We start from the raw sequence: 13355 nt of genomic DNA on the forward strand, positions 1-13355 counted from the left end.
CTCAGATGAGCGGAGGGGCGGGGGTGACGATGCCGGCTTCGGCGTCGGCGGCCTCGATCTCCTCGCGGGAGATCCCGAGGAGGTACATGATCGTGTCGAGGTAGGGGACGTTGATGGCGGTCCCGGCGGCCGAGCGGACGGCGGGCTTGGCGTTGTAGGCGATCCCGAGGCCTGCGGCGGCGAGCATGTCGAGGTCGTTGGCGCCGTCGCCGATGGCGACGGTGGCGGCCTCGGGGATGCCGATCTCGGCGGCGAACTCGCGAAGCGCGCGGGCCTTTCCGGCCCGGTCGACGACCTCGCCGACGACCTCACCGGTCAGTACGCCGTCGACGATCTCGAGCTCGTTGGCTCGGGCGTAGTGGATGCCGAGGTCGGCCGCGAGCCGGTCGGTGATCTGGGAGAACCCACCCGAGACGATCGCGAAGCGGTAGCCGAGACGACGCAGGGTGCGGACCATCGTCCGCGCGCCGGGGTTCAGCTGGAGCCCGGCATAGACCTCGTCCAGCGCGGTGGCGGGCACACCCTTGAGGTATTTCACCCGACCGCGGAGCGACTCCTCGAAGTCGAGCTCGCCGCGCATGGCCGCCTCGGTGACCGAGGCGACCTCCTTCTCGTAGCCCGCGTGGGCGGCGATCATCTCGATCACCTCGCCGTCGATGAGCGTCGAGTCGACGTCCATCACGATCAGCCGCATGCCGCGGCGGACCAGGTTGGCGGGCTGAACCGCGATGTCGACGCCCTGGGCGGCGGCCTCGGCGGCCAGCCTCACGCGCAGCTCGTCGGGAGCGGCCCCGGAGACGTGCAGGTCGAAGGCGGTGACCGGGTAGCGGGCCAGCCGGATGATCCGGTCGATGTTGCCGCCGGCCGAGGCGATCGTGCGGGTCACCGAAGCGAGCGCGGCCGCCTTCAGCGGCAGGCCCAGCACCGTCACCCGGGCGCGGTCGGCGGGCTCCCGAGGAGTGTCGCCGACACCTTCCTCGATCTCGACGGTCATGTCGAGCGCGTGGGCGGTCTCCTCGATCGCGTGCTTGAGTGCGTCGGTGCTCGCGGCGTCGGCCGGGGCGGTCACCAGGAGCCCGAGCACGAGCCGCGCCCGCAGCACGATCTGCTCCAGGTCGACCACGTCGACCCCCGCCAGCGCGAGCGTCGCCAAGGTGGCCGAGGTCAGCCCGGGCCGGTCGTTTCCGGCGAGGGTGATCAGCAGTGTGTCGGGACGGCGCTCGAGCGCGTCGAATTCCTCGGTCATCGCTGCACAGGATAGTGGAGCCGGCGCCCGCGTCTCAGTTCGGCGGCCACACCTCGGGCGATCCCGCCGCGGTGAGCGCCCGCCGGGCGGCGCGGTCGAGGCCGACCAGTGCCTCCCGCCGCCGCAACATCTCCGAGGCGGAGACGGCGCCGCCCTCGTCCTCCAGCGCCACCGCGACGATCTCCCGGGCCTGTACGCCACGGGCAGCGAGCTCCACGCACCGCGCCGGCACCCCGGGGGCCCCGGCCAGCGTGGGCCGGTGGCGCAGGTTCATCAGCCGGTCGGCGACCTCCGGCCGCCACCGGGCGACGTCGAGCTCGGCGAGCGCGGTCGCTGACTCGCTCAGGGCGAGCCGGAGGGACCGGTCGGCCTCACCGACGTCGGGGAGCTGCCGGCGCTGGGCGGCGTACGCCTGCCACTCGATGACCGCGCCGACACGGACCGGTACGAGCCCGATCCCGCCATCGCACACCACCGCCTCGCCGGCCTCCATCGCGGCCACGTTGAAGGCTCTGGGCCCGCCCAGCCCGACCGGGTCGCCCTCGGCCGGGAAAGCCACCCCGACGGCGCTCGCCCCCTCCGTACGCAACCGCCCCATCCCGCTCACCAGGGTGTCCGCGACCCCCTCGGCGCCACCGAGCCCGAGCGCGGCGAGGCCGCTGACGGTGTGGGTCGCGTCGGGCCCGATCACCGCGTCGAGCACCAGGTCGGTGACCGCCTCACCGCGCAGCCACGCGGTCACCCACCAGGCCAGGCGCAGCGCCTCGGGGGTGGTCTCGACAGGCCCTGTCTCCAGCTCAGCATCCTCGACACTCACAGCCGCCCACCCTATCCCCGAGCCCGCCGACCCCTGCCGATAGATTTGCCGCCATGGCAGCCGTGCTGGAGTTCACCGACGTCACCGTACGCCGCGGGGGCAACGCCCTTCTCGACTCTGTGAGCTGGGTGGTCGAGGAGGACGAACGCTGGGTCGTCCTGGGCCACAACGGCGCCGGCAAGACCACGCTGCTCCAGGCCGCCGCGGCCCAGCTCCACCCGACCTCGGGCGTCGTGAAGATCCTCGGCGAGCAGATCGGCCGCGTCGACGTCTTCGAGCTGCGCCCGCGGATCGGCCTCACCTCCGCCGCGCTCGCCGACCGGATCCCGCGCCACGAGCTCGTCCGCGATGTCGTGGTGAGCGCCTCCTACGGCGTGGTCGGACGCTGGCGTGAGCGCTACGACGACCTCGACCACGACCGTGCCCAGGAGCTGCTGATCGAGGTCGGCATCAAGCACCTCGGCGAGCGGAGCTTCGGCACCCTGTCCGAGGGCGAGCGCAAGCGCGTCCAGCTGGCGCGTGCGCTGATGGTCGACCCCGAGATGCTGCTCCTCGACGAGCCCGCCGCCGGGCTCGACCTGGGCGGTCGCGAGGACCTCGTCTCCACGCTCTCGACGCTCGCCTACGACCCCGACAGCCCGGCCACGGTGCTCGTCTCCCACCACGTGGAGGAGATCCCGCCGGGCTTCAGCCACGTCCTGATGATGCGCTCGGGCCGGATCACCGCCCAGGGGCTCATCGATGACACGCTGACCGCGACGAACCTCTCCAAGACCTTCGGCATGCCGCTCGAGCTCGAGGCGAGCGATGGCCGTTACTGGGCCAGGCGCCGCGCCCGCCACACGCGGTAGCGCAACGTTAAGAAGTCGGTACCGAAACCTCCCCACAACGTGTGGCCCGTCTGGATAGGGTGACGCCCATGGACTGGCAGGAGTGGGACTGGGCCCTCTGGACGGCACTGGGAGCGCTGCTCGTCGTCGGAGAGCTCTTCAGCCTCGACCTGATCCTGCTGATGCTCGCCACCGGTGCCTTCGCGGGTGCGTTGACCGGCGCGTTCACCGACAGCTTCGTGATCCAGGCGATCGTCGCGCTGGCGGTCTCGGTCTCCATGCTCGCGGTCGTACGTCCGGGGCTGGCCAGGCGGCTCCACAACGGTCCGGAGATCCAGATCGGCGCGCAGAAGCTGATCGGCGTCCAGGCCGTCTCGACCGTCGAGATCAGCGCCCACAAGCCTGGGCAGCTCAAGCTCGAGGGCGAGCTCTGGACCGCTCAGCCCTATGACGAGACGCTCGTGATCGCGGCCGGCACGCCGGTCGAGGTGCTCGAGATCAGAGGAGCGACGGCGTACGTCCATCCTCTTCCGGAGCTCGGGACTCCGTAGTTCCCGGGCAACTACATCTAGACAAGGACTGATTGGCAATGGGTGGCATCATCCTGGCCCTTCTGGTCATCTTGGCGGTGCTGGTGATCACCACGCTGGCCAAGACGATCAAGATCATCCCGCAGGCGCGGGTCGGCATCGTGGAGCGCTTCGGCAAGTTCCAGTCGAAGCGTGACCCCGGCCTGAACGCGGTGATCCCGTTCGTCGACAAGGTGCGCTACATGATCGACATGCGTGAGCAGGTCGTCGCGTTCGCACCGCAGCCGGTGATCACCGAGGACAACCTGACCGTCTCGATCGACACGGTCATCTACTTCCAGGTCAACGACCCGGTGGCGGCGACCTACGAGATCGCCAACTACATCCAGGCCGTCGAGCAGCTCACCATGACCACCCTGCGCAACATCGTCGGTGGCATGACCCTGGAGGAGACGCTGACCAGCCGCGAACAGATCAACTCCGGCCTCTCGATCGTCCTCGACGAGGCCACCGGCCGCTGGGGCATCAAGGTCAAGCGCGTCGAGATCAAGTCGATCGACCCGCCCATGTCCATCAAGGACGCCATGGAGAAGCAGATGCGCGCCGACCGCGACAAGCGCGCCGCGATCCTCACCGCCGAGGGTCAGCGCCAGTCCGCGATCCTCTCCGCCGAGGGAAACAAGCAGTCCGCCATCCTCAACGCCGAGGGCCAGCGCGAGTCGCAGATCCTCGCGGCGCAGGCCGACCGCGAGGCCGCGATCCTGCGTGCCCAGGGTGAGGGCCAGGCCATCCAGACCGTCTTCCAGGCGATCCACGACGGCCGCCCCGACCAGTCGCTGCTGGCCTACCAGTACCTGCAGATGATGCCGAAGATCGCCGAGGGCGACGCCAACAAGGTGTGGATCATCCCGAGCGAGATCGGCGCCGCGCTCGAGGGCCTCGGCTCGACGATGAACAGCCTCAAGGGCATCCCGGACGAGGTCGAGGGCCCGGTCAAGCGCGTCGACATGGGCTCGGCCGAGCCGAAGCTCGACCTCGAGCAGTCCGCCGCGGCCAAGGCCGTCGAGCAGGCGCTGGCCGAGGCCAAGGAGGCCGAGGCCCCCAACCGGCCGAAGCCTCCTGCAGAGCCGACCGCCTAAGTGGATCCTCTTCAGTCCGCCCTCATCCTGATCGCCGGGGTGGGGGCGGGCACCATCAATGCCGCCGTCGGTTCCGGGACGCTGATCACCTTCCCGACGCTGCTGGCCTTCGGCGTACCGCCGGTCGTCGCCAACGTGTCCAACACGATCGGCCTGGTGCCGGGCTCGCTGGCCGGTGCCTGGGGCTACCGTCGCGAGCTCGTCGGGCAGCGCGGGCGGATCCTCCGGCTCGGGGTCGCGGCGCTCATCGGCGGCGCGGTCGGCGGGATCCTGCTGCTGGTGCTGCCGGCCGGAGCCTTCGAGGCGATCGTCCCGGTGCTGATCGGGCTCGGGGTCGTCCTGGTGATCACCGGTCCGCGCATCTCGCGGTGGGTCGCCGAGCGACACGGCGCGGTGCCCGACGACGGAAGCGAGCGCTGGTGGGTCTGGCCGGCGATCGCGATGCTCGGCGTCTACGGCGGCTACTTCGGTGCCGCTCAGGGCGTATTGATGATCGCGATCATCGGCATCGGCGTCGCCGAGTCGTTGCAGCGGCTCAACGCCCTCAAGAACATCCTGGTCGCGATCACCAACGGCATCTCCGGGCTCATCTTCGCCCTCGTGGCCGACGTCGACTGGAAGATCGCCGCCCTGATCGCCGTCGGCGCGACGATCGGTGGTCTGCTGGGCGCGAAGATCGGCCGCCGGCTGCCGCCGAACGTGCTCCGTGGCGTGATCGTGGTCGTCGGCGTCACCGCCCTGGTGGCCTTCCTGGTGGGCTGAGTCTGATGGGATGGTCCCATGGAGCTCTACGACGCCATGCGGACCACCCATGCGGTACGCGACTTCACCGACGACCCGCTGCCCGATGAGATCCTCGCCAGGATCCTCGACAACGCCCGGTTCGCGCCCTCCGGCGGCAACCGACAGGGCGGTCATGTCGTGGTCGTACGCAGCCAGGCGACCCGTGAGCGTCTGGTCGAGCTGACCGCGACGGGTGCGCGCAGGTACATCGCGCAGCACAAGGCGGGGGAGATGCCGTGGAACACGGTGCACCCGACGGCGGTGAGCGAGGAGCAGATCGCCGAGACCCGGGTGCCGCGCTCCATGACCGAGCCGCTGCTCACGGCACCGGTCGTGCTCGTCTTCCTCGTCGACCTCGGCGCGGTCGCCTCCCTCGACTCCGAGCTTGACCGGGTGGGCGTCGTCTCCGGCGCCTCGGTCTATCCGCTGGTGTGGAACACGCTCCTCGCCGCGCGCAACGAGGGCTTCGGCGGGGTGATCACCACGATGGCGATCGCCGAGGAGCCGGCGCTCCTGGAGCTGCTCGGCGCGCCGGAGGGGTACGCCGTCGCGGCGGTCGTCCCGCTGGGCAGGCCCGTCAAGCAGCTCACCAGGCTGCGGCGGCAGCCGGTCGAGGAGTTCGTCACCCTGGAGAGCTTCTCGGGCACCCCGCTGACAGACGACTGATGGCGGGGTCCCGGAGGACCCCGCCATCATGTTCAGGACCCGAGGATCAGGCCTTGTCGTCGGCGGCGACGGCGACGGAAGGCGCCGGCGTGGTGCCGTTGCTGTGGTCGTCCTCGACGACCGCGAGCGCGAAGTCGTCGCCGTGCTCGGTGACACCGGTGATCACGGCCTGCTCGACCGCGTCCGCGGCGTACTGACCACGCACGATCAACGGGTCATGGGCCAGGTCCCGCTGCAGCGAGACCGCCAGGCCGACCATGATCACCGTGAACGGCAGCGCCGCCACGATCGTGATCGTCTGCAGACCGGACAGCGCGTCCGCGCCACCGGCGATCAGCCCCAGGATGGCCACGACACCGGTCGCGACACCCCAGAACACGACCGTCGAGCGGCTCGGCTCCTCCGAGCCGTGCTCGGAGAGGGTGCCCATCACGATCGAGGCCGCGTCGGCGCCCGAGACGAAGAAGATCGCCACCAGCACCATGACCAGGATGCTCATCACCGTGGCCAGCGGGAACTGGTCGAGGGTGGTGAACAGCTGCGACTCGACGCCGCCGAGACCGGCGATGTCGACCGTGCCGTCACGCTGCAGGTCGATGGCGGTGCCACCCATGATGCAGAACCAGATCACGCTGACGACGCTGGGCACCAGGAGCACGCCAGCCACGAACTGCCGGATGGTGCGCCCGCGCGAGATCCGCGCGATGAACATGCCGACGAACGGCGTCCACGAGATCCACCAGGCCCAGTAGAAGACGGTCCAGGAGCCGAGCCACGCGGAGGTCTCCTCGCCGCCGACGCCGGTGCGGGCCGACATCTGGGCGAGGTCGCCGATGTAGGTGCCGAGCGAGGTCGGGATCAGGTCGAGGATGAAGACCGTCGGGCCGACCACGAACAGGAACAGCGCCAGCAGGAACGCCAGCACCATGTTGATGTTGGAGAGCCACTGGATGCCCTTGGCCACGCCCGAGACCGCGGAGATCACGAAGCAGACCGTCAGGACCGCGATGATCCCGATGAGCACGTTGTTGCCGACCTCGCCGAGCCCGGCGACGATCTGCAGGCCGGACTCGATCTGGATCGCGCCGGTGCCGAGGGAGGTGGCGGAGCCGAACAGCGTCGCGAAGATCGCGAAGATGTCGATCGCCTTGCCCGTCGGGCCCTCCACGGTCTTCTTGCCGAGCAGCGGCGTGAAGGCCGAGGAGATCAGGCTGACGCGGCCCTTGCGGTAGGCGCCGTAGCCGATCGCCAGACCCACGACCGCGTAGATCGCCCACGGGTGCAGCGTCCAGTGGAACATCGTGGTGGCCATCGCGTGCTGGATGGCCTCGGGGTTGCCGGCTTCGCCCGTGCCTGGGGGTGGGGTGACGAAGTGCGAGATGGGCTCGCTGACGCCGTAGAACATCAGACCGATGCCCATACCGGCGCTGAACATCATCGCGATCCAGGACGCCGTGTTGAACTCCGGCTTCTCGTCGTCACGACCCAAGGGGATGTTGCCGTATTTACTGACCGCCAGCCAGACGATGTAGATGACGAAGCCGCTGGCAGTGAGGACGAAGAACCAGCCGGCCTTGTCCAGCACCCAGGCGAGCGCGTCGCCGGCGACCTTGCCCATGCCGTCGGTGTTGATGAAACCCCACGCCATGAATGCGATGGCGATGGCGGCCGCGATGCCGAAGACGACCCAGTCGATTCCCTTGCGTTGTTCCTGTTCGCTCGAGATCGGCAGGTCCAGCGCAGGGTGGGGAACGACCTCGCCCGTGGGCGACTTGATGAGGGCGGAGGAGTTGTGATGGTCGGAATGGTTCGGACTGTCTGTCTTCTTCTCAGAAGTCACACTGTTGTCCTTCCGGTTGGGTTCGGGACCACAGCACCCTAACGCGCACCGTCTTTGCTTTAGATTCACCGGGGGACCCCGGCCGACCCGCCGAGGGTGACTTCTGGCCGGACTGTGTCCGGTCGGTGCGCGTGTTGTTCTGCTCGTGTGAGCGTGCTCCGCCGCCCCTTCGCCGCTTGCGCGGCGGACAGATTGTGGCTCTCCCGTTGATCCTCCGCCGGGAGGGCCACCGCCGACTACTGCTGCGGTTCGCCGAGGTGCGCCTCGGGCCTGAGGTCGGCGGCGAGACCGTCGCCGGTCGCGGCCCGGGCGAGGGCACGACCCAGTGCCGGTGCCTGCTTGAAGAGGTTGTGGCCGGCGACGAAGAGGATCGGACCTGCCTCCCAGACGGCCACGCCGTCCTCGCTCCACGGCAGGTCGGTCACCCAGCAGTGGACGAAGTCTTGCGGCTCCGGGTCGAGGCCGGGCAGCGCCCGTGCCACGTACTCGCGCGCGTGTTCGTCCAAGGATCGAACCGCCCCCGGATCGATGAACGTCCCGTCGTCTCGGACGCCGACGGTCTCACTGAGCCCGACCGCATAGCGGCTGTTGCCCGGCAGGGGCGTCGCGTAGACGCCGACCTCACCGAAGTCGCCGCTGCCGTCCTGCAGGCACGCGACCCGCGCCGGGGCGTCGCCCTTCACGGCGAAGGTCAGCCGTACGTGCGCGGCGAGCCGGACGGGCAGGGAGAGGCCGACGCTCCGCGCCAGGCGGGCGGTCTCGCGCCCGGCGCACACGATCACCTTCGAGTAGACCGCGCGGTCGGTGACGCTGCGCACCTCGACTCCGCTGCCGTGGGGTTCGATCGAGACGACCTCGCCGGTCACCACGGCGTCCCCGAGCTGGTCCGCGAGCGCCTTGACGGCGGCGCGCGTACGGATCGCGCCGCCCGCCTCGTCGAGCACCGCCGGTCCGGAGTAGCCGGCGAGCAGCGGCATCCGCTCGGCGAGCTCGTCCGAACCGATCGCCCGCGCGGCCACGCCGCCGACACGCTCGAGCACACGAAGCCGCTCGAGCGCGGGCTCGCCGATCGCCACCACACCGTCCGAGGAGACCAGCTCGACGTCGAACCGTTCGGCCCACTCGGCCCACACCCCGCGGCTCGCGCGCGCGAACGCGACGAGCCGCGGGTCGTCGTGCGCGTGCCGGAAGATCCGGGACTCGCCGGCGGACTGGCCGTGACCGGGCAGGCCGGTCTCGTACAGGCGTACCTCGACGCCCTGCTCGCGCAGTGCGTACGCCGTCGAGAGGCCGACGATCCCGCCCCCGATCACCGCAACCTCTGGCGAACCTGTCATCGGAGCGCGCGCTCTGCCCCGAACTCGGCCACGATCGTGTCGCAGAACGCGGGCAGGTCATCGGGTGAACGGCTGGTGATCAGGTTGCCGTCGACCACCACCTCCTTGTCCACGACCTCTGCACCGGCGTTGCGCAGGTCGGTGCGGATGCTCGGGAAGGACGTCAGGGTTCGACCCTTGACCACGCCGGCCTCGACCAGCGTCCAGGGGCCGTGGCAGATGCTGGCCACGGGCTTTCCGCTCGCCACGAAGTCACGGACGAAGGCGACGGCGTCGGGGTCGACCCGCAGCTGGTCCGGGTTCACCGTGCCGCCGGGGAGCAGCAGCGCGTCGTAGTCGGCCACGGCGGCGTCGGCCACCAGGCCGTCGACGGGGAAGGTGCCCGCCGGGTTCAGGTCGTTCTCACGGGCCTGGATCTCGTGGTCGTGGACCGACAGCAGCGTGGTCTGGGCACCGGCGGCGTTCAGCGCCTCGCGGGGCTGCTCGAGCTCGACGCGCTCCACGCCGTCCGCGGCGAGGATCGCCACGCGCTTGCCGTTCAGTTGCTGGGTCATCAGATCCTCCTGATCGATTCGGTTCGGTTCGGGCCGGGGGACGGAGGTCACCCGGCGTGAGCGGTCACGCGTTGGCGAGCTCGGGCTTCAGGACGACCTTGGTCCAGCCGTCGTCGCGGGCGTCGAAGTGCTGGTAGGCCTCGCCGGCCCTGTCGAGCGGAAGGTTGTGGCTGACGATCCACGAGGGCTGGACCTTGTCGGCGGCGATGAGGTCGCGCAGCCTCCGGTTGTACTTCTTGACCGGGCACTGCCCGCTGCCCAGGGTCTGCCCCTTGAACCAGTGCAGGCCGTAGTCGAAGGCGACCTCGCCCTGCTTCGCCAGGTCGTCGGGGCCGCCGGGGTCCTGCGGCACGTACACGCCCACCGAGCCGATCCCGCCGGTGAATCGGACCGACTTGACCAGGCTGTTCAGGGCCATCGCGGGGTTCTCGGTGCCCTGGGGGTCGTGCGCCTGGTAGCCCACGCACTCACAGCCGCGGTCGGCGCCCAGGCCCATGGTCTGCTCCATCACGAACTCGACCGGGTCGACCTGGGAGTCGTCGACCGGGATCGCGCCGATCTGCTCGGCCAGCCGAAGCCGGTCGGGGTGGCGGTCGACGACCATGACCTTGCTGGCGCCCTTGACGGTCGCCGACAGCGCCGCCATCTGCCCGACGGGTCCGGCGCCGTAGATCACCACGGAGTCGCCGGGGATCACTCCGGCCATCTCCGTCGCGTGGTAACCGGTCGGGAAGATGTCGGCGAGCATCACGTAGTCGTTCTCCTTGTCGACCGAGTCCTCGCCCAGCCGCAGGCAGTTGTGGTCGCCGTAGGGCACCCGCAGCAGCTCGGCCTGCCCACCGCCGTAGGGACCCATGTCGGCGAAGCCGTACGCCGCGCCGGCCATCTTCGGGTCCGGCTGGGTGGTGAGGCAGTAGTTGGTGAACCCGCGCTCGCAGTTCTTGCAGAACCCGCACGAGATGTTGAACGGAAGGACCACCCGCTCGCCGACCTTCACCTTGTCGACGCCGTCGCCGACCTCGATGACCTCGCCCAGGTTCTCGTGGCCGAACCAGCGGCCGGTCTCGAAGTCGGTACGACCCTCGTACATGTGCAGGTCGGAGCCGCAGATGTTGGCGGCGGTGATCCGCACGAGGACGTCGGTGGGACGTTCGATCTTCGCGTCCGGGACGTCCTTGACGCTGACATCACGCGGTCCGTTGTACACGACAGCCTTCATGACATGTCTCCTGTTCGAGCGTGGCGGAACCCGGGATCCGGCGGGGCTCGAGGACGCCGCGGGCTGGTCTGATCTCCTGCGTCGACCCTGGTACCCGGGCCCGCGACCCTCATGCTCCGTCGCCAAGACGCTCTCCCTCCGGCCCATGAGCGGGGGTCTATCGTGGCTGGACATGGAGCTCCGTCAGATCCGGTACTTCGTTGCCGTGGCCGAGGAGCGGCACTTCGGACGGGCCGCCCGCAGGCTGCTCATCGCGGCGCCGTCGCTCTCCCAGCAGATCCGGGCGCTGGAACGGGATCTGCACGTCGCCCTGTTCGAGCGCAGCCCGCGCAGCGTCTCGCTCACCCCTGCCGGCGAGGTGCTGCTCGAGCATGCCCACATCCTGCTCGAGCGGGCCGACCGCGCCCGCTCCGAGGTCCGCTGCGCCGACGGTCGGCACCGGCACCTCAACCTGGACGTGGTCCCCGCCATGGAGTACGTCCTGGACGAGACGCTGCGCCAACTGTCCGGGCCGGACTCCGGCCTGGAGGTCGTCGTCGCGGTCAGCACCGGCAGGGAGGCGATCCGTGCCGTCCGCGAGGAGAGCGTCGACGCCGCGGTGGTGTGGGTCCGCTCGGCGGAGGAGGAGGACCTGTCCTCGACCGTTCTCCGTCAGGTGCCCATGCACCTCGCGGTGCCTGCCGAGCACCGACTCGCCGACACCGCCGCGATCGCGGTCGCCGAGCTCGCCACCGAGGCGATCGTGATGTTTCCTCGCGATCTCTTCCGCGGGTTCTGGGAGCACGTCGTCGCTCACCTGCTGCCGGCCGGGATGTCCCGACCGGGCCAGGTGGTCACCCAGCCCGATCTCATCAACGCCCCCGAGGCCATCCTGCACTCGGTCGCCGCCGGTGACGGGGTGGCTCCGGTCGCACCGGCCATGGCTGAGCACCTGGCGGTCGCCGGCACCGTGATCCGTCCCCTCGACCCGCCCCTGCAGGTCCCCGTCGAGCTCGTCTGGCGGGAGCCACCGCACCCCGGGCTGGAGCGCGTCATCGCCAGGCTGGCCGGCACCCAGGGCTAGGACGCGAGAACACCGCAGGCGCTGAGGTCCTCATGCGCTCTCGACCGGTCCGATCGCGGGGCGGCGCCAGAGCTCCCAGCCGATCTGGAGCAGGCAGACCGCCGTGAGCCCGGCGAGCGCAGCCAACGCCGGCGCCGACATGGCGACCGGGATCAGAGCGGCGGCCCCCAGCCCGGCGAGGAGGCGACCGCCGGCGAGCTGATGGTGATCGCGCCACCGGTAGGCGACGTCGCCGACGAAGAACACCGCGACACCACCGGCCAGCGCCACGGCCGCCAGCGGCGGGAGCGGCTCGTCCGCACCCGCGACCGCCTCGTGCACCCCGAGCGCGAAGAAGACGACGCCGGCCACGAGCGGCAGGTGCAGATAGCTGTAGGAGTCGCGCGCCAGGCGGGCCCGCAGGTCCCGGTCCTCGGTGGCGCGCAGCCGCCGTTCGGCGCCGCCACGGAGATAGCCGAAGTAGGACCACCACAGTCCGGCAGCGATCAGCACGGCGAGGAGGACCGCGGCCAGCACGTCCAGCCGGCCCAGGGACGCCTCGGCGCCGGCGCCCACCTCCACGATCGCCTCACCCAGCGCGATGATGATGATCTGCCCGTGGCGCTCCACGAAGTAGGCAGGCGCCACGCCCCACCCGTCGGTGCCGACGAGCACCGGCCCCGCGAAGTCGATCGCGGCGGCCGCGATCCACAGCAGCTCCCGCACCGGTGTGTCGACGAAGGCGGCGACCACAACGAGCGCCGGACCGGCGAGCAGGGTGGGGACCAGCCGCAACGCGGCCGCGCCCACGTCCGCCTCGCTCCGCACCTCCAGAGCCAGCAGCGCCACGTGGATCAGCCGGACCGCCAGGTAGGCCAGCCCGAACACCAGCGCCCGCTCACCGAACGCCTGTGGCAGTGCGACCGCGGCGACCAGCATCGCCGCCATCGCCAGGAAGATCAGCAGGCGGTGCCCGGGCCCGGCGTCGTCGGAGGCGTTGGTCAGCCAGGCGTAGCAGACCCATGCCCACCACACCGCGGCGAGCGCCAGGAGCCCGTGCCCGAAACCCGCCCAGGAGATGTCGTCCAGCATCAGGATCGTCACCTGGGACATCGCGTAGACGAAGACCAGGTCGAAGAAGAGCTCCAGCGTCCCGACCGACCGGTCCGTCGTGTCCTCAGCGGCGTGCTCAGCCGCGCCGTCTATGTCTTCGCGCGAATCCTGTTTCACAGCCACCTCGCCGGATCTCGGATGTTGCGTGCGTCGTCCAGAACGTGCGCGTCGGATCGACGGCCACGTTCTGTGGCGGGTACCCACCACGGCGACGCGGCAGCCTGGCCTCACACCGTGGA

The 13355-nt window shown here is 70.3% G+C and carries 13 protein-coding genes; 6 read left to right on the forward strand and 7 right to left on the reverse strand.

All coding sequences use genetic code 11. The features are described from left to right. Position 1: 1 nt before the first annotated feature. Positions 2–1246: a phosphoserine phosphatase SerB gene (serB, locus tag ACZ6WN_RS12775; RefSeq protein WP_465865018.1), complete on the reverse strand. Its 1245-nt coding sequence runs from the start codon at positions 1244–1246 to the stop codon at positions 2–4. A gap of 34 nt (positions 1247–1280) precedes the next feature. Next, on the reverse strand, positions 1281–2063 hold the full coding sequence (locus ACZ6WN_RS12780) for a hypothetical protein (protein WP_465865019.1): 783 nt from the start codon (positions 2061–2063) through the stop codon (positions 1281–1283). Positions 2064–2116: 53 nt separating this feature from the next. On the opposite strand from ACZ6WN_RS12780, the gene ACZ6WN_RS12785 reads away from it, so the two are divergent. The 5 genes from ACZ6WN_RS12785 (at position 2117) to ACZ6WN_RS12805 (ending at position 6011) form a co-directional block, all read left to right on the forward strand. Further along, positions 2117–2914, forward strand: coding sequence for an ABC transporter ATP-binding protein (locus tag ACZ6WN_RS12785; RefSeq protein ID WP_465865020.1), 798 nt, complete (start codon positions 2117–2119; stop codon positions 2912–2914). A gap of 68 nt (positions 2915–2982) precedes the next feature. Next, on the forward strand, positions 2983–3444 hold the full coding sequence (locus ACZ6WN_RS12790; protein ID WP_465865021.1) for an NfeD family protein: 462 nt from the start codon (positions 2983–2985) through the stop codon (positions 3442–3444). A gap of 38 nt (positions 3445–3482) precedes the next feature. Next, positions 3483–4562 carry an SPFH domain-containing protein gene (locus ACZ6WN_RS12795; protein WP_378729277.1) on the forward strand — a complete coding sequence of 360 codons (1080 nt, stop codon included), beginning with the start codon at positions 3483–3485 and terminating at the stop codon, positions 4560–4562. Next, on the forward strand, positions 4563–5324 hold the full coding sequence (locus ACZ6WN_RS12800; protein WP_465865022.1) for a sulfite exporter TauE/SafE family protein: 762 nt from the start codon (positions 4563–4565) through the stop codon (positions 5322–5324). Positions 5325–5342: 18 nt separating this feature from the next. Continuing rightward, positions 5343–6011 carry a nitroreductase family protein gene (locus ACZ6WN_RS12805; RefSeq protein WP_465865023.1) on the forward strand — a complete coding sequence of 223 codons (669 nt, stop codon included), beginning with the start codon at positions 5343–5345 and terminating at the stop codon, positions 6009–6011. 46 nt (positions 6012–6057) lie between these two features. On the opposite strand, the gene ACZ6WN_RS12810 is transcribed toward ACZ6WN_RS12805, so the two are convergent. The 4 genes from ACZ6WN_RS12810 to ACZ6WN_RS12825 all read right to left on the reverse strand — a co-directional run bounded on the left by ACZ6WN_RS12810 (position 6058) and on the right by ACZ6WN_RS12825 (position 10961). Further along, positions 6058–7851: a BCCT family transporter gene (locus ACZ6WN_RS12810; RefSeq protein WP_465865024.1), complete on the reverse strand. Its 1794-nt coding sequence runs from the start codon at positions 7849–7851 to the stop codon at positions 6058–6060. Positions 7852–8087: 236 nt separating this feature from the next. Further along, the gene (locus tag ACZ6WN_RS12815) at positions 8088–9188 is read right to left on the reverse strand and encodes an NAD(P)/FAD-dependent oxidoreductase (protein ID WP_465865025.1); all 1101 of its coding nucleotides are present in this window, start codon (positions 9186–9188) and stop codon (positions 8088–8090) included. Then, positions 9185–9742, reverse strand: a complete 558-nt coding sequence (locus tag ACZ6WN_RS12820) for a type 1 glutamine amidotransferase domain-containing protein (protein ID WP_465865026.1) — start codon at positions 9740–9742, stop codon at positions 9185–9187. Before ACZ6WN_RS12820 ends, ACZ6WN_RS12815 begins: the two co-directional genes overlap by 4 nt. A 64-nt stretch (positions 9743–9806) precedes the next feature. Further along, a complete protein-coding gene (locus tag ACZ6WN_RS12825; protein WP_465865027.1) occupies positions 9807–10961 on the reverse strand; it encodes a glutathione-independent formaldehyde dehydrogenase in 1155 nt (384 codons plus the stop codon). A gap of 172 nt (positions 10962–11133) precedes the next feature. Here ACZ6WN_RS12825 and ACZ6WN_RS12830 point away from each other — a divergent pair, with 172 nt between their 5' ends. Further along, complete coding sequence (locus tag ACZ6WN_RS12830) at positions 11134–12024, forward strand: LysR family transcriptional regulator (protein WP_465865028.1); 891 nt, start codon at positions 11134–11136, stop codon at positions 12022–12024. Positions 12025–12054: 30 nt separating this feature from the next. Here ACZ6WN_RS12830 and ACZ6WN_RS12835 read toward each other — a convergent pair whose 3' ends face one another. Then, the gene (locus tag ACZ6WN_RS12835; protein WP_465865029.1) at positions 12055–13233 is read right to left on the reverse strand and encodes a low temperature requirement protein A; all 1179 of its coding nucleotides are present in this window, start codon (positions 13231–13233) and stop codon (positions 12055–12057) included. Positions 13234–13355 lie beyond the last annotated feature (122 nt).

This window comes from Nocardioides sp. NPDC054178 (assembly GCF_055585005.1).

Coding starts and splice junctions, on each gene's coding strand:
- ACZ6WN_RS12830 (WP_465865028.1), top strand. CDS start 11,134: ATGGAGCTCCGTCAGATCCGGTACTTCGTTGCCGTGGCCGAGGAGCGG.
- serB (WP_465865018.1), bottom strand. CDS start 1,246: ATGACCGAGGAATTCGACGCGCTCGAGCGCCGTCCCGACACACTGCTG.
- ACZ6WN_RS12795 (WP_378729277.1), top strand. CDS start 3,483: ATGGGTGGCATCATCCTGGCCCTTCTGGTCATCTTGGCGGTGCTGGTG.
- ACZ6WN_RS12815 (WP_465865025.1), bottom strand. CDS start 9,188: ATGACAGGTTCGCCAGAGGTTGCGGTGATCGGGGGCGGGATCGTCGGC.
- ACZ6WN_RS12820 (WP_465865026.1), bottom strand. CDS start 9,742: ATGACCCAGCAACTGAACGGCAAGCGCGTGGCGATCCTCGCCGCGGAC.
- ACZ6WN_RS12785 (WP_465865020.1), top strand. CDS start 2,117: ATGGCAGCCGTGCTGGAGTTCACCGACGTCACCGTACGCCGCGGGGGC.
- ACZ6WN_RS12790 (WP_465865021.1), top strand. CDS start 2,983: ATGGACTGGCAGGAGTGGGACTGGGCCCTCTGGACGGCACTGGGAGCG.
- ACZ6WN_RS12805 (WP_465865023.1), top strand. CDS start 5,343: ATGGAGCTCTACGACGCCATGCGGACCACCCATGCGGTACGCGACTTC.
- ACZ6WN_RS12825 (WP_465865027.1), bottom strand. CDS start 10,961: ATGAAGGCTGTCGTGTACAACGGACCGCGTGATGTCAGCGTCAAGGAC.